The organism is Yinghuangia sp. YIM S09857 (assembly GCF_051388915.1).
In the GTDB taxonomy this organism is placed as follows: domain Bacteria; phylum Actinomycetota; class Actinomycetes; order Streptomycetales; family Streptomycetaceae; genus Yinghuangia.
The window spans coordinates 363,088-379,919 of the sequence record NZ_JBPKBH010000008.1; the positions used below are offsets into that span (position 1 = coordinate 363,088).

Genomic DNA, 16,832 nt, shown 5'->3' on the forward strand with positions numbered 1-16,832 from the left:
CGACGCGCCGTCCCGACAGCGCACCCTGCGCGCGACCATCGACTGGAGCTGGGAGCCGCTCACCGCCCCGGAACGCGCCGTGCTGCGCCGGCTGTCCGTCTTCTGGAACGGCTGCTCACTGGAATCCGCCGAGGACGTCTGCGCCGACCCACCCAGGCCAAAAGAAGCCGACGACAACGCGCCGGCCGTCCGCCGCGCCGAAGTCCTCGACATCATCGGACGCCTGGTCGACCGCTCGCTCCTGACCGTCGTCTCCGGGGCGGCCGGCACGCGCTACCGGCTGCTCGAATCAGTCGCCGCGTACGGCCGCGAACGCCTGGACGAGGCAGGCGAGACCGTCCGGTTCACCGCACGGCACCGGGCGCACTTCGCCGCCATGGCGGAACGCGCCGCCCCGCACCTGCACACCCGCGACCAACGTGTCTGGCTGACGCAACTGGACGACGACGCGGCCGACTTGCGCGCCGCGCTCGACAACGCAATCACGGACAACGGCTCGACACCCGACGCAATCCGCCTGGTCAACGCCTTGTCCTGGTACTGGATGCTGCGCGGCCGCCTCGCGGAAGCACGCCGCGCGCTCGACGCGGTACTCGCCGCGGTCCCCGCGGACGGCGCCCCGGCACAACCGCAGTCCCACGCCGACGCGGTCGCCCGGCGGGCGGCGTTCGCCCTGCTGGCCGGCGACGGAACGTACGCCGATACCACCGCCCCCGACGCGTCGCCCCGTGCCGCGTGGTTCCTGGCCTTCGCACGCGTGGGCTTCGGCGAGACGTCCCACGTGGCTGCCGAACTCACGCCACTTCTGGAGGAGTTCCGCGCCACCGGCGACACGTGGGGCCTCGCCGCCGCACTCGGCACGCGGGCGTCCAAGGCGATCTACGACGGCGACCTGCCCGCCCTGCGCGCCAACGCCGTCGAAAGCGCCGCACTGTTCGCGGAGCTGGGCGACCGTTGGGGGCATCTGCGCGCCACCGAACAACTCGGCGTCCTCGCCGAGATTGCCGGCGACTACCCCGAGGCGGCCCGGCTGCACCGCGACGCGCTGCGCGTGGCCGAGGAGTTGCAGTTGTGGGTGGAGGCCTCGTTCCGCCTCGCGCGCCTCGGTCGGATCGCCCTGTTGACCGGGGAGTTCGAGCAGGCCGACGAGTTCCACAGCCGGGCGCTGCGGCTCGCCCAGGAGCAATCGCACAAACCCGCCGAGCAGTTCGCGGCGACCGGTCTGGCCATCGGTGCTCGGCGCCGAGGCGACCACGCCCGTGCCGAGGAGTTGCTGCGGCCGTGGGTCACATGGAACCGCCGCCTCGGCGTCGCCGCGGGCGAGGCCCTGGTGCTGTCCCTACTCGGCCTCGTGGCGGAGCAGCGCGGCGACGCCGAGGCCGCGACGTCCCTGCATCTGGAGGGGTACGCGGCGGCGGCCCGCACCGGCGACGCCCGCGCGGTCGCGTTCGCGCTGGAGGGCCTGGCCGGCGCCCGGTCGCTGGCAGGGGACCACGAGCGGGCCGCCGCGCTGCTCGGCACCGCGGAGGCGCTGCGCGCCTCGGTCGGCAGCCCCCTGCCCGACGCCGAGCGCGAGGACGTCGACCGGGCGACCGCCCGGGCACGCACCGGACTGGGCGCCCGCACGTACGCGAAAGCCGTCGACGCGGGGCGGGCCATGACCGCCGACGAACACATTTCGGCCCTGCTGCCATGACCGGAAACGTTCACCGGTTCACCGGTTCCCGGCAAGCCTTCCCGGCCCGAACACTCACCCCGGCCCGAGGCCGGAAAACCCGGCTGCCCCCTGAGCCCCGGGCGGCCAGAATGTGAGCTCGCGGCACCGGCGCAGTCCGGGCCCGAGCCTGGCGGCGGAACGCGCCGGACCGACACTGGAGGACCGTGGAAGACGGTGGAAGGGGAGCGGGCATGACCGACACCGTGACCGGCCTGCTCTGGTACGCCGGGCCCGCGCTCGGCGCGGAGATCCTCGGTCGCCTTGAGATCCCCGTGCGCACCGCGCACCGAAGCCCCTCCAACACTCCAGGGGCCCCCTTGCTGCCGCCCGCCCTCCTGGAGCACGCGGTGCGTACCGGCGACACCGACGGCGTGGTCGGCGTGTACGACCGGTCCAGCCGGCACGGCGGCGACCCCGACATCCTCCTGCGCCTGCTGCAACGCGACGACCCGGACGTCAACGCCGCCCTCTTCCGCAAGTCCACCTGGGCGGCCCTGCGCCAGGCCGTCCTCTCCCAGGCACCCTTCGGGCCTGAACCGGGCGACAAAACGCCGGTGCCCCTCGACCCTGAACTGCGGCAGACCATCCTCGCCCGGGGCTCGCGCGGCGACGTGCAGGCCGCGCTGTCCGCCGCCGATCCCGAACTGGCCTTCTGGGCCCTCGTCAACGGCCACGGCGGAGGCGCACACGGCGGCGAGTACGCGCGTGTGGTCGCGGCCATGACCCTGGTGCGGCATGGGCGTTGGGCTCAGTTGCGACACGTCCACCAGGCCGCCCCCTTCCAACTCCCGCCCGAGACACCCGACGAGGTCGTGCAAGGACTCTCGGGCGCCAAGAGTGTCGAGGCGGTCGAGCGTTTCCTGCGGATCGAGTACGGCGCGGAACGCTTCTGCGCCAAACTCCAGGGCGCGGTACGCACTTCGCACGGGCGAGCCATCGTCCGCGACGTCCTCGATCCGCCGTGGCACGAGCTGGCCGCCCGGCACGCGGCCGACCCGCTGCCCTGGGGCGCGGCCGTCGCGCTGCTCGAACACTCGCGCTGCCCACGCCGGTTCCAGGCCGAGCTGCTCGCCACCCACCCGCGCGCCGTGCAGTCGGTGGCCCGCCCGGGCATGGAGGCCGTGCGGGTCTGCCACGAGCAGGGCGAGGACCAGCTCACCAAACAGGTGCTGCTGCGCGGCATGGCGACCGGGGGCATCGACGCCCGGCACCTCGTCACCGAAGTGCGGCCCGCACGCCTGGCCCTGACGGCACTCACGCACGGCGGCATCGAGGCCGTCGCGACCCAGGCCGCGGCCGCGGCGCAGGTACGCCGCATCCTCGTCCCGCTGGTCGCCGAACACCCGGGCGCCTGGCGGGCGCTCTACGCAGCCCTCCCTGAATTCGGCGGCAGCATAAGCGAATTGCTTGCCGCAGCGGCGGGCATCCCGCACCAGCCACGCCGAGCCGGCGAGCTGCCCCGGCCCGGGCGGCAGGGAACCTGGGCGTACACCGTCCTCATCTCCCTGGCCGACCCCGAACACACCGTGCAGGCCCTGGACTTCCTCGACGACACCCACCTCGCGCCGATCGCCGGAAGCCGCGAACTGCCGCAGGCCGTGGCCGACCACGTGTGCGCGCACGGCGGCCCGGTCTCGCGGCGGGTCCTCGCCGGCAACCCGGCGCTGCGCGTCGACCTGGTCGAGGCGCTGGTCCTGGGCGGCGACCGGGCGATCGCCTCGGCGGCGTACCGCAATCCGCGCTGCCCGATGCCGCTGCGGCAGTACATCCTGTCCGTCGACGGGATCGAGGACGACCTGCGCGCCGAACTGCTCGCGGAAACCCGGCCGGAGCACCTGTGGCCCCTGCTGGCGAGCGCCGAAGCCGCCCTGCTGCGGCACGTCGCCCAGGCGTCTGTAGGCGAGTTCGGGAAGTGGACCCGGCTGCGCGCCGCGTACCGCCTCGCCGAACTGCACGGCGTGGACGCGCTCGACGGCCTGCCCGACGACGCGGAGATCGCCGATGCCCGGGGAAGCGGCGGGCTGTCGAGCCTCGACGCCTGCTTGCGCGAGTGCGACGCGCAGTGGCACAAGATGATCAGGAGCACCAGCAGCCTTCCCTACCACCACGACGCCTTCGGCCTGCACGGCGCCCTCGCGGACCCGGGCCTCGACTGGCGGGCGGTCATCGCCACAGCCGGGCGCCACGAAATTGGCCACAACGTGCTCCGCGCACTCGCCCAACGCCCGGATTTTCCCCTGGAGTTGGGCAAGGTGTGGCTTGAGGGCATGTTGGCTCTCCCCCACAACGTCGCAGGCCGCACCGCCGACGCGGCCCTGCGGCACCGTCCGCTCGCCCTGGACGCCCTCGGTCGGGGTAGCGCCTACCACTTCACCGCGGTTACCGCCCTGGCCTGCGGATCGATCTCCCCCGACGAGTACCTTGCCGCCGCCAACGCCTCCGACGTCGTCACCACAGCCGCGTCCGACGCACCCCTGGCCCGGCTCGTGGCCCGCCTGCTGCACACCGGCCTCGGCGAGTCCGCGGACGCGTGGGTCGTCGCGGCTCGGCTGCTCGCCGAGAGCCCGCACGCCACACTCGGTGAACTCGTCGCCACCGCGCGGGCGGCGGCATGACGGCGGCGGACCACCCGCTGCTCCGCCACGCCGGACCGGAGACCCGCGGCATCATGGCCGAACGCCTCGGCCTGCCACCGCATCCCGACCCGGGCCCGCCGGCCACCGGCGATCCGCACGACGTGATCGCCCTTCTGCGCTCCGGCCGCGGCAAGGACCCGCGCTACGTCCTGGACGGCGTCGCCGTGGTCGACTGGGACCTCATCGTCTCCGAACACCGGCGCGCGCCCCTGCCGGACGCCATCGGCGCGGGCCTCGTCGCCCGCATCGACTGCCCGCCGTGGGCCGCACTGCACCTGGTGGTCGCGCATTCGACGAACCGCCGCGGCCTCGGCACCGCTACCCTCGCCGCGGCGCTGCGGCGCGGCGTGCTGACGCCGCGTCAGGTGATGTTCGAGGCCGCGCCCGGCTGGTCGGCGCTGCGCGTGCTGGAGAAGTACGCGACGGCGTACGGCGAATGGCTGCACCCCATCCGCCGAGTCCTTGAGGACGCGGCGGCGCTGCTGCCCGGCGACGACATCGCGGCCTGGTGGTGGCTCCTCGACCAGGGGCCGCTCTTCCGCGGCACGTTCCCGGAGCTGTGCGCCGCAGCCGTCGCCGTCGGCGAGGCCGCGGGCCGCGGGCCGGGGAACGCCGCGTCGCACGCGCCCGCCGAATCCGGCCGGTCTGCGCCGCGGAAGCCGGTCACCGCGCCCCCGTTCCCGCCGACTTCGGTGCACCGCGACCTGGCCAATCCGTCCGGCCTGCTGGCGCGGGCCCGCGGCGACATCGCGGCACGGCTCATCGCGGCGATGCCGGTGCCGCTCGTCAGCACCTTCCTGGAGACGCCCGCGCTGCCCGCCAAGGTCGTCGTCCCCGCCCTTCGGCGCGCCCCCAAGCTCACCGCGCAGCTCGTACGGCAGGCCGACCGTTCGCCCGGCACGCTCGGCGCGCTGCTCGGCCTGCGCGACGCGGAGGTCAACAGCGCGCTGCTGACGGAAGTGCCCGACCGGCCGGAGCTGGCGTACGCCGTCTTCCGCGCCACGCGCCGCGACGGCAATCGGGCCGTCCCGCTGACCCCCGACGCCCGGTCGGAGATCCAACACGCCGCGGACGCCGGGAGCAAGCCGCACGGCGCCGCGGTCCATGGGCACTGTCCGCAGCTCATCCGGGCGACGTTCGAGCAGTTCGGCACGCGCCTCGGCACCGCGATGACGCTGCGCGGGCTGCTGAGCCTGTGGGAATGCCAGACGACGGGCGCACTGGTGGCCGAAGTCCTGGCCGCGGACGAGACGGCGACCGCAGGGCCGCCGCGTCCGCACCCGACCGCGTCGGCACACCCGGGCGGTCCGAGCCCCCGTGGCGCGAATCCGCACAGCCCACAGCCGCGCAGCCCGCACTCCCGCAGCCCACAGCCCCGCAGCCCACACCCCGGAGCCGCAGCCGCCCGCCCCGGCACCGCCCGCCCCGGCGCCCGCCAAGTCCCCCGCGCCCGCAAAGGCGGCTCCGACCGCCCGGTGCACCTCGACGAAGCGGCGGCCGCCCTCGCCCGCCAGGCCCTTGCCTCCCCCGACGGATACGCCGCACTCCGCGACGCCGTGGCCCGCCACGAGCGTCCCGAGGCCCTGATCGTCGCGATGCGCCGCGAACCGGCCCTCGCCGCACACCCGTTGCCCGACGACTTCTGGCCGTTCGCGGTAGCCGAGCACGCCCGGGACCCGCTGCCCGAGCCCGTGCTGCGCGAACTCGCCTCGCGCGCCACATGTCCCGACCCGCTGGCCCTGGACGCCTGCCGCCTCTGCCCTGATCTGGCCCACCAACTCGGCGGCCGCTCCCGCGCGTACGCCCTCACCGCCGCACGACACCCCCTGCACCTGCAACCCTCCGCATGGCAGACCCCGCGCAACGCGTGGTACCTGACCGCGCTGGACGAAGGCAGCCTCACCCCGGCTGAGTTCGTGGAACTGACCGGTCCTGTACGCACGATGTTCGAGGCGCTGGGCGACGTACGCGCGGTACTGCCCGAGGCACACGCCGCCGCCCTCGAACACGCCGGCCGACTCGTCGCGCGCACGCTCGGCGACGACCCCGAGGCATGGACCGTGGCCGTCCACCTGTTCCCGGGCTTCGTCGGCAACCTGCCGGAACTCCTGGCCACAGTTGCGGCGGTGGCCTCATGACGAGCCGACCGAACGAACTCGCCCTCCTCCTCGACTCCTGCGCAACCACCGATCTCGCCACGACGCTCGCCCGCCTCCCGGCCGAGAACCGGGCCGACCTACTCCGCCACGCCGCCGCCCGGCATCCCGCGCTCGTCGACTGGACGTTCGCCCAAGGCACCGGCGACGAACTCCGCGCGCTCGCGGCCAACCCCCGCCTCGACGGCGAACAGTTGGACCGACTCGTAACCTGCGCCCACCAACGCGCGGCGACAGACGGGAAACCGGTCGACGGCGTACTCGCAGCCACCGTCTACCGCCACCGCAACACCACGGCCGCCCTCCGCCGCCGTCTCCTCGAAGCCCCCGACCCACCCGACGAACTGCGTTCCTGCGTCATGCACATGACTGCCCGCAGGCTGCTCGGCCCCGCGCTCGACTGCCCGCATCCCGACCTCGCAAAGCGCGCCGCAATCCTCGCCCGCGGCCCCAAGGGTGCGCGCCCCGCGAACACGCCCGCGGCGCTGTACGCCTGGTTCAAGGGCACGACCTACACCTCCCCCAAGAGCCATGCCCTGCTCCGCGGCCGCCTCGCGCTGTTCCGCACCGACACGTGGAAGCCGGCCGACTGGGCCGCGCTCGCCGCGCTGCACGACGCCGATCCGCTCGACCCCGCGCCGTGCACCGTGCTCGTGGAACTCCCGGAATGCCCGCGCGACATCGCGCTGGCGCTGCTCCACGACGACTCCGGCGACGACGTCCGGGCCGACACGCTGACCGCCGGGCTGCGGTACGGCACGTTCACCGCCGCCGACGTCGTACGCCGCGCACCGCACGCCACCCACCTGCTCCGCACCCTCGAATGCTTCGACCGCGACCGCGATCCCCTGGCCCACGCCGCGCACATACGTGCGCTGCACCGCGAACTGACCGCCCTGGTCCGGGAGTCGCTGGGCGAGGACCCAGCCGTCTGGCGAACTCTCCTGGGCCATCTGAGCGCAGGCGACTTCCCCGGCACGCTCCCCGACCTCGCGGCCGCCGCCCGGAGCACGCCCGCACCGCCGCACCCGCGCCGCGCCTGGCCGCACACGCAGCAGGTCTCCACATCTCCGTTCACCCACCTGCTCCGCTTCGCCGAACCCGCCGCGTTGTCCGGCATCCTGGGCGCGCTCGACCCGCACGACCTCGGCGAGATCGCCCACTACGACATCCAGAAGCCGCTGCCTGACGCCCTGGTCGACGCCTTCCTCGACCACGCCGGGCCGGAACTGCTCGACGTGTTCATGCCGCACCACGCGTACCACGACCGAACCCGGGCCTGCCTGCTTCGCCGTGACGACCCGTCAGTCAACGCCGCGCTGCTGCGCGGCAGCGACGTGCCGCGGCGGACGTGGTACGAGATCGCCTCTGGAACGCCGCACACCCCCGGCTCCGAGGCCCGGGTGCCACTGCACCCGGAGGTCCTGGCGCACCTGCGCGGCGAGGGCGGCGAGGGCGGCAGGGACGAGCGCAGGCCCGGCAGCGGCAGCGCGGCGCGGTTCGCCGTGCACACCCGCGACGCCGACCTCGTGCTCGGCGCGCTGCACCGACCGCTGACCACCGCGCACCAGATCACCGCGTGCCGCTTCCTCGCCGCGAGCGGGCGGATCACCGAACTCGCCGAACTGGCCGAGCGGCACGGACCGCTCGACCCCCTGCTCGGCACCGCGATCCGGCGCACCCTCGCCGTCCGCGGCCCCCGCGCGCTGGACCGGCGCCTCGCCGCCCTCGACCGCGCCCAGGCCGTGCACGACCTCCAGCACGGCACGGCGGAGGCGGTGCACGCCCAACTCGAACGCGACGAACCGCCGCCGTGGCCCGAGGTCCAGTCGCTGCTGGCAACCGGACGCACACCGGCGCGCTCGCGCGAACTGCTCGCCGAACACCCGGACCTGCCCGACGAGGTTGCGATCGCGCTGCTCCGCGCCGACGACGGCACCACGGCCGTGCCGTTCCTGCTCGCGCACCGGTCGCGGACCTGGGCGACGGCGGCCCTCGGCATGCTGCCCGTCGTACCGACCTGGATGGAGGGGCACCTGCACCCGGACCTGCTGTGGTCGGCCCGCTGCCTGGAATCCGGCGCGCTGACCGCCGAGGACGTGTTCGCGCTCGGCCGCCCGGCCCGCTCGGTGCTCCGGCTGATCGGGGCGTACCCCTATGAACTGGGCGTCCTGCGCGAGCGGATGGCCGAGGAGACGGCCCGTCTGTCCGCCGACCGGTCGGACGCCTGGGCCGTCGCCGCGGCCCTGCTGGACGAGTTCACCGGCACGCTCACCGAGCTCATCGCCACGGTCGCGGCGGCCACCTCCCCGGTCGACTGAACCGCCCTACCCGCGGCGCCGCAGGCCACCGCCGCGGCATGTGCGTTCCGTCACCCCGCCGCGAGCGGAAACTGACCGGCCCCTTCCACGCGTCAATTGCTTGGACGGGTGTCACACACGCCTGGAACCATCGACCCAGCGCGAAGGGAGGTGATCGGTATGGCGTACGGGCAGACCGACAAAGCGAAGCCGCTGGTCGTCGAGCTGACCGACCGGCGCGCACTGGAGGCGTACCAGCCCGCCGACGAGGCCACGGTGGCCAAGGCGTTCGAGCTCAAGGAGCAGGCGCTCCTCGACTTCGGCATGCAGGCGAGCGTGGTCGCGTCCTGGCTCTACACCAAGTGCCACCACCAGATCCCCACCACCGCGATCGACACCGCCGCGGTCATGGCCTCAGGCGACGGAACGTGCCTGCTGCTCTACAACCCGGACTTCTTCGTCGCGCTCGGCCTCGACGGCGTCAAGTTCGTGCTGTTCCACGAGGCCCGGCACCTCATCCAACGCCACCTGTTCGCCGACCCCGAGCTGCGCGCCGACCCGGTGTTCACGCTCGCCGGCGAGGTGACCATCAACCACGTCGCCATGCGCAGACTCGGGCGCGACCAACTGCCCACCATCCGGCGCACCGACCCCGACACCGGCGAGGAGACCGAGGAGCCGACCGGCGTCGACCCGCGCAAGGTGCACCAGGCGTACGTCGACGACCTCACCGCACAGGGCCTCGAACCGCTCCCCTACGACCAGTTCATCGAGACCGACGCGCTGGTCTACGCCGAGCTCAAGCGCATGAAGGACCCGCCCGTCCCGCCGCCGCTGTGCGTGCACCTCGTGCTCGGCGACGGCACCGGCGAGGGCGACGGCCTGGACGCCGAGACCACCGCGCGCATCTCCTCCGAGGTGCTGCGCGCCGTCCTCCTCTCCGCCCGCCGCGGCATGCGCCTCGCCCGCGAGGAACTACTCGAACTGCTCAAACGCACCGACGGCGCGACCGACACCGTGTCGCGGCTCTGGGGCGACCTCGGCGCCGGGTTCCTGCGCGGCGAGACGCAGAAGACGCGGCGCGTGGACTGGTGGCAGCAGTGGCTGGTCGACGTCCTGGCCTCCAAGCTGCGGGACGGCGAACGCCTCGTCTACCCGAAGAAGCGCGGCGCCCTGCTGGCCACGCTAGGCCACGACCCGATGCTCGCCCGGCGCGGCCAGGAGCGCACCAAGGTGGTCGTGGTGGCGTACGACACCTCGGGCTCCATGCCCGCCCACGTCGTCGAATGGCTGACCGAACTGGTCGGCCACACCGACGGCGTCGAGGCCCACTGGCTGAGCTTCGACGGCGCGCTCATGCCGTTCAAGCCCGGCGAGCGCGTGTACGGCGGCGGCGGAACGGACTTCCAGCAGGTCGCCGACTACGTCGAAGGGCGCCTGGCGGTCGCCGGACAGCGCTTCGAGGACACCGCGGACGCCGTGCTCATGCTCACCGACGGCTACGCCCCGCACATCACCCCGGCCGAACCCGACAAGTGGATCTGGCTCATCACCGAAGGCGGCGACGAGTGGCCCGAGAGCCACAACCCGCCGATGGCGTGCCACCGTGTCCTCACCGGCGACCGGTGACCGGGCCCGAGGCAGCGTCCCACCGCCCGGCCCGAGGGCCGACCGCCGGCCCGGCACGCGCATCCCGAACCCCCCGTTTGCGGAAGGACCCATGACGATCACCGCCGACACCCCGCAGACCGGGGGACGGACCGCCCGCCCGCGCTGGAAGGCCACCGCGACCTTCCCCGAGCCGCCGAAGGGCTGGAAGGGCGTCTCCAAGCTGGAGGAGTTCATCGACGCGATGATCGACCTCGGCCAGACCGGCCAGATCTTCGGCGAACACGGCATCGGCAAGACGGCGACGTTCTTCACCCACATCCCGGACAAATACCCGGACACCACCCTGGTGTTCGTCCCCGCCGCCAACCTCACGCCGGACGACCTGCTCGTCAACACCCCCGTGCGCGACCCGCGCACGAACGAGCTGGTGCTGCGCCAACTGATCATGCGTCAGCTCCGGCCCGGCGGCAAGTTCGTGCTGCTCATAGACGACGCCCTGCAAGCCGGCGAGACGATCCAGTCCCAACTGATGCAGGTCGCCTGCAACTGGACGCTCGGCGAGTTCGACCTGCGCGAACTGGGCTGCATCGGGGTCTTCCTGACCGACAACGAGTCGCTCACCGAGACCGCGACCCGGCGCAGCGACCTGGCGATCCTCGACCGCATGGTCACCGTGAAGATCACCGCGAGCGACACGTCGTGGCGCATCAAGCTCGCCGAACGCTTCCCCCACGCAGACCTGTCCGGCGTCTTCCGCATCTGGACCGGCCTGTCCCCCGCGCTCCGGCAACTCCTGTCACCGCGCACACTCGAACACATCCTGGACTGCGCACTCGCCGGGTTCCCGTTGGAGTGGGGCCTGCCGCTGCTCAACGGCGACCGGCTGCGCCTCGTCGAAGTGCTCAAGGACGGCGGCTCCGGCCCCGACCGGACCGACGAGACCCTGGACCGCATCGCGACGGCGCTGGGCGTACGCAACCCCGAGCACACCCCGGACGCGGTCCGCCGCGTGGTCCGCGAGGCGGTCGCGCGGCGCTGGGCCGTGCTCATCCAGGGCCCTCCCGGCTGCGGCAAGACCGAGGTTGTGCGGGAGGTCGTGCGGCAGGCGCTCGGCCACGACCCCATCTACTTCTCGCTGCCGGTGACCAACGTCGAGGACCTGTGCGCCCCGGTGCCGACCGTCGACGGGTCCCTGGACAACCTCCTCGCGCAGCGCTTCACCGCGCCGGGCGACAAGGTGATCGTCTGGGACGAGTACAACCGCCCCAAGGACAAGTCGGCGTTCGCCAAGCTGATGGAGATCACCCAGGAGTGGTCGATCGCGGGACGGCGGATCCCGGGGCTGCGGGCGCAGATCGCGCTCCAGAACCCGCCGTACCACCTGGGCCGCAAGATGCTGGTGGCGCGCAACAACATCGCGCAGGCGACCCGCTTCACGGCGTCGTTGCAGGTGCGACCGGAGGACATCCCGGCGAACGAGTGGCTGATCGCGACGTACGGCCCGATCGCTGAGACGGTGCTGGAGTGGTGGAAGTCGGACATCGACGACGAGGGCCGCGAGTGGATCACCAAGCGGACCCTGGAACGGCTGATCAAGCTGCACCGGCGCGGCATGAGCCTGGAGATGGCGAAGGTCTACCTCGGTGACGGCGAGTACGCCCCGGTGCCGCTCAACGCGTTGGAAGCCCGCCTCGCCGACAAACCGCGCACCGGTCTCGGCGACCTGACCGCCGATCTGGAGGCGTGGGAGGACCGCCTGCGCGCCGGGAACGAGGTGTCGGGCGAGGGCACGAACGACACCGACACCGTGCACCAGGTCCTGGCCAACGCCGAGCTGTCGCAACTACGCGAACACATCGACACCGTGGCCCGCCTTCTGGCCTGCCTCCCGCCGAAACTGCGGTCCAGCTACCTGGTCGGCCAGTCCGCGGAGAAGCAGCGCTTCTGGATCGACGCCTTCGCCCGGATGCCGAGGAAGTAGCGGGGCCGGGGCGCCGGGTGGCGAGCTGGGTGGCGGGTGCGGCGGCCGCGTGGCCGTGCCGGGTGACGGTCGCGAGTGTCCGGACCGACCGCTCGTCACGGCGCGCCGTCAACGCGGCCTGCCCACGCCCAGCCCCTGCCCCTGCCCCTGCCCCTGCCCCTGCCCCTGCCGACACGCTGCCCCCGTCGACTCGTCCTACCCCTCAACCCGTCCGGTGGACTGCCGCCGCGCACACGCCTGCGAGTTCCGGCAGGGTGCCCTCGAAATCCGGAAGCAGTTGGGCGAATACCGACCAGGCCTCGGGGTCGGTGCCCAGCACGGTGAGCACGCCGTCGGCTATCGCCTCGCGTGCCCGCGGCCCCGCGCCGTCGCGGCAGTGCCAGCGGAGCGTGTGCAGCGCGGCGAGGGCCGGGCGGCCGATCAGCACCGGGTCCTCCGGCGGCAGGGACCGGGTCCACTCGTCGTAGCCCTCGCGCGGCAGCGGGTGTTCGCGGATCCGCTCCCGCGCGGGCAGGTCCCACGGCTCCCGTGCCGCCCGCGGCTTGGCCGGGCCGCGCTTCCCGCGGTCGAACCGGGCGCGCGCCTCGACCAGCCCTTCGGCCGACCCCCGCGCCAGCGCCTCGTCCACCAGCGCCCGAACCGCCTTCGGGAACGCGTCCGGCACCGAGGTGACGACACCGGCCACCTCCTCCGGCCCGACGCGCTCCCACACGCTCAGCACCACGTCGATCAGATCGATCCGACGCAGCTTGCGGCAGTCCGGCAGCGCCATGCACACCAGCGCCGGATCACCGCAGTACACCAGCGTGCTCGCCTCGATGTGCTGCGGCTCGGCCAACACCCGCTGCCGCAGCTCCGGATCAATCGGCCGCCGCCCGCCGCCGTTCGGCGAGCGCCCCGCGAGCACGTCGCGGCGCACGGCCGCGCTGATCCCGGCCTTGTTCCAGGCCAGGATGCGGTCGAACTCGGTGTCCTCGTACGCCTGTAGGCGCCGTGCCTGCTCGTCGCGCAGGTGCGGGTGCGAGGCGATCTTGCGCAGCAGCGCCCGGTTGCCGGTGGCATGCGCCAGTTCGAGCATGCCCGGCGGTATCGCGACGTTGCCGGAGATCAGGTCGGACGCCACCTCCTCGGCCAGGTGCGGCAGCAACACGGCGACGTCGTCCGCTTCCAGACGCCGCAGCAGGTGGAGCAGCGCGGGCCGGACCCGCGCGGGCGGCGCGATCCGCGGGGTCGGGGACGGGTTCTGCGCAGCCGCCGCGAGCGCCTGCGGCAGGGTGCCCTCCGCCGTCCCGAGCGTGTCCGCCAGCCGAGCCCACGCATGGGGGTCGGCCTTCACCGTGCCGTGCAGCAGCGGGCGTACGACCGCATTCGCCGCGTCGTCGTCGTGCAGCATCGGGGCGTGGTCGCGGGTGAGGCGCGCGAGGGCCTGCGCGGCGACCAGCGCGGGCCGCAGGTGCGCCGCGAGGTCGTCGGCGGTGACCGCGCCCCACGACAGCAACTCCTTCGCCGGCTCCACCAGCGGATCGAGCGAACGCCACACGCGGTCCGGACGGTGCAGCAGCGGTGCGAGATCGAGCGTGCCGACCGCGGACCGCTGCCGGTAGTGCGGCCGGACCCGTGCGCTGTAGGTGAGTTCGGGGTGGGCTGCGAGCAGCTCCAGCGCCTGGTCGCGGGTGCACGCCGCATCGCGGATGCGTTCCCGGGCAAGGTCCGCCGGTGTGAGCGGATCCCCCTCGTCGACGGGGGCACCCGCCCCCGCCTCCCCCTGCACCGACACCCACCGGTGTGTGACCTCCGGCTCCAGCGGCGAGAAGACCGCCCGCACGATCGCTTCGCCGCCGACCTCGACCAGCAGCCGGAGTTGAGGCGGCGTCAGACACGCGTTGCAGGCGAGTGCCGCACGCTCCTCCTCGCCGCCCGCCTCCGCGACGACCGCCACGAAGGCGTCGGGCACCGGGCTGTGTACGGCGAGCTGCGGCGCGAGCGCGCCCGGCCCGTACAGCGCCGTCAGGCGGACCAAAACCGCGCGCGCATGCGCCGGTTCGCGCTCGGCGAGGGCGGCGAGCGGCAGGCTGAGCGGCGGGACGGTGGCGGAAGGCGCGGTGACGGTCATGATCCCCCGATTCCGGCAGGGCGACGGGCTGGTCCCGAGTATGCCCCGCCGCCGCCGAGGCGGTGCGCGCCCGTCCACACCTGTGGATAACCCCGGCAGCGCCCGGCCGAACCCCGCGGCAGAGCCGGACGCCCCGCACAAGACCGCGGTCAGCGGCGGCGCTTCGAGGTGCCGAACAGGCTGCGGGTGATCTCGCGTACCGCGGTGTTGAGCATGCCCTTGACCGCCGAGTTCTTCAGCACCGACTCCACCGCGGTCGGCTCCTGCTTCCGCGAACGCGACGACTGCGAGGACCGCGGCGACTCCGAGGACGAAGACGACCGGGAAGGCCGCGACGCCTCCGCCTTCGCCCGCTCCTCGGCCTCCGCCCGGGCCGCCGCCTCCTCCGCCGCCGCCTGCTGCGAAGCCGTCAGCTTCTCGTACGCCGACTCCCGGTCCACCGCCGTCCCGTACTTCCCCAGCAGCGGGGACGCGTTGACGACCTCCTGCATCGCGGCCGGCTCAAGCTGTGCCATCAGCGACTCGGGGGCCCGCAGCCGCGTCCACGCGACCGGCGTGGGCGCGCCCTTCTCGGACAGCACCGTGACCGCCGCCTCGCCGGTGCCCATCTGTGTCAGCACCTCCTCCAGGTCGTACGTCGACTTGGGGAAGGTCGAGACCGTCGCCTTGAGCGCCTTGGCGTCCTCGGGCGTGAAGGCGCGCAGCGCGTGCTGCACGCGGTTGCCGAGCTGCGCGAGCACGTCGCCGGGCACGTCCTTCGGGGTCTGGGTCACGAAGAAGATGCCCACACCCTTCGATCGGATCAGCCGCACGGTCTGCGTGATCGCGGTCAGGAAGGCCTTCGAGGCACCGGTGAACAGCAGGTGCGCCTCGTCGAAGAAGAAGACCAGCTTGGGCCGGTCCGGGTCGCCGACCTCCGGCAGGTCCGCGAACAGGTCGGCCAGCAGCCACATCAGGAAGGTGGAGAACAACTGCGGCTTGTCCTGGACGGCCGGCAGTTCGAGGACGGACACCAGCCCCTTGCCGTCGGGCGTGATGCGCAGCAGCTCCGACGTGTCGTACTCCGGCTCGCCGAAGAAGACGTCGCCGCCGTTGTTCTCCAGCGTGATCAGCGACCTCAGGATGACGCCCGCGGTGGCGGCCGAGAGCCCGCCGATGTTCTTCAGCTCCTCCTTGCCCTCGTCGGAGGTGAGGAACTGGATGACCGCGCGCAGGTCCTTCAGGTCGAGCAGTTCCAGGCCGCGCTGGTCGGCGAAGTGGAAGATCAGGCCCAGCGACGATTCCTGCGTCTCGTTGAGGTCGAGGATCTTCGCCAGCAGAGTCGGGCCGAACGCGGTGACGGTGGCGCGGATCGGGATGCCCGGGCCCAGCCCGCCGAGCGAGTAGAACTCGCACGGGTAGCCGTGCGGCTGCCACTCCTGGCCGACGTCGGCGGCGCGCGAGGCGACCTTGTCGTTGGCCTCGCCGGGCCGCGCGATGCCGGAGACGTCGCCCTTGATGTCGGCGAGGAAGACCGGGACGCCCTGGGCGGAGAGCTGCTCGGCGATGAGCTGGAGCGTCTTGGTCTTGCCGGTTCCGGTCGCCCCCGCGACGAGTCCGTGGCGGTTGAGGACGCCGAGGGGGATGCGGATCTGCGCCTCGGGATGGCCCGTGCCGTCGACGACCAGGGCGCCGAGGTCGAGGGCGGGGCCGGTGAAGGCGTATCCGGCGGCGATCGTGGCGACCGCGTCCGCGTTCTGCCCGGTGCCCTTGGCCATGGTCTCCTCCAGCATCACCAGCCATTCGTACCATTACGCGAGAAATATCCCATTTGACGATCGCGCCGGGCCACCCGGCGCGCCGGTCCGGACCGCCCTCGAACACGTATCGCAGAGAACGAGTAGGCCACGGCGGCGACGGCAGGCACCCCGGCCCCGGTAGGGTGACCCCTGTGATCTTCAAGCGGATCGGTGACGGCAAGCCGTACCCGGACCACGGGAGGTCGGGTGCCCGCCAGTGGGCCGACATCGCCCCGCGGCCGGTGCGTCTGGACCAGCTCATCACGACCAAACGACAGCTCGACCTGGACACTCTCCTGGCCGAGGACTCGACGTTCTACGGCGACCTGTTCGCCCACGTCGTGAAGTGGCAGGGCGACCTCTATCTGGAGGACGGCCTGCATCGTGCGGTCAGAGCGGCCCTGCAACAGCGCCAGGTTCTGCACGCGCGCGTGCTCGAACTGGACTGACGCAGGGCCGGTCCGGGCAGGCTCCCGACGACACCGAGGCCCGGTCGTACACGCGGCGCAGCCACCCCAGGACCACCCGTCAGGGCTCACC

9 protein-coding genes are annotated in these 16,832 nt (G+C 73.1%); 7 read left to right on the forward strand and 2 right to left on the reverse strand.

Going from position 1 to position 16,832, the window contains the following annotated elements; all coding sequences use genetic code 11:
* From ACRX5S_RS20150 to ACRX5S_RS20175, 6 genes are all read left to right on the forward strand, one after another.
* The coding region (locus ACRX5S_RS20150; RefSeq protein ID WP_436774372.1) for an ATP-binding protein at positions 1–1,696 on the forward strand (1,696 nt) is incomplete at its 5' end.
* A gap of 212 nt (positions 1,697–1,908) precedes the next feature.
* Positions 1,909–4,332 carry a hypothetical protein gene (locus ACRX5S_RS20155; protein WP_436774373.1) on the forward strand — a complete coding sequence of 808 codons (2,424 nt, stop codon included), beginning with the start codon at positions 1,909–1,911 and terminating at the stop codon, positions 4,330–4,332.
* A complete protein-coding gene (locus ACRX5S_RS20160) occupies positions 4,329–6,491 on the forward strand; it encodes a hypothetical protein (protein ID WP_436774374.1) in 2,163 nt (720 codons plus the stop codon). Before ACRX5S_RS20155 ends, ACRX5S_RS20160 begins: the two co-directional genes overlap by 4 nt.
* Positions 6,488–8,830 (forward strand): hypothetical protein, encoded by a 2,343-nt coding sequence (locus tag ACRX5S_RS20165; RefSeq protein ID WP_436774375.1) that lies wholly within the window; start codon positions 6,488–6,490, stop codon positions 8,828–8,830. The genes ACRX5S_RS20160 and ACRX5S_RS20165 overlap by 4 nt, the downstream gene beginning before the upstream one ends.
* Positions 8,831–8,989: 159 nt before the next feature.
* On the forward strand, positions 8,990–10,438 hold the full coding sequence (locus ACRX5S_RS20170) for a DUF2201 family putative metallopeptidase (RefSeq protein ID WP_436774376.1): 1,449 nt from the start codon (positions 8,990–8,992) through the stop codon (positions 10,436–10,438).
* Between the two features lie 91 nt (positions 10,439–10,529).
* Complete coding sequence (locus ACRX5S_RS20175) at positions 10,530–12,401, forward strand: AAA family ATPase (RefSeq protein ID WP_436774377.1); 1,872 nt, start codon at positions 10,530–10,532, stop codon at positions 12,399–12,401.
* Positions 12,402–12,603: 202 nt separating this feature from the next.
* Here ACRX5S_RS20175 and ACRX5S_RS20180 read toward each other — a convergent pair whose 3' ends face one another.
* Together ACRX5S_RS20180 and ACRX5S_RS20185 are read right to left on the reverse strand one after the other, a co-directional pair.
* The gene (locus ACRX5S_RS20180) at positions 12,604–14,514 is read right to left on the reverse strand and encodes a hypothetical protein (RefSeq protein WP_436774378.1); all 1,911 of its coding nucleotides are present in this window, start codon (positions 14,512–14,514) and stop codon (positions 12,604–12,606) included.
* A gap of 149 nt (positions 14,515–14,663) precedes the next feature.
* Positions 14,664–16,286: a helicase HerA-like domain-containing protein gene (locus ACRX5S_RS20185; protein WP_436774411.1), complete on the reverse strand. Its 1,623-nt coding sequence runs from the start codon at positions 16,284–16,286 to the stop codon at positions 14,664–14,666.
* A gap of 158 nt (positions 16,287–16,444) precedes the next feature.
* Between ACRX5S_RS20185 and ACRX5S_RS20190 the strand changes: the two genes are divergently transcribed.
* The gene (locus ACRX5S_RS20190; protein ID WP_358356092.1) at positions 16,445–16,741 is read left to right on the forward strand and encodes a type II toxin-antitoxin system VapB family antitoxin; all 297 of its coding nucleotides are present in this window, start codon (positions 16,445–16,447) and stop codon (positions 16,739–16,741) included.
* The last annotated feature ends 91 nt before the right edge of the window (positions 16,742–16,832 follow it).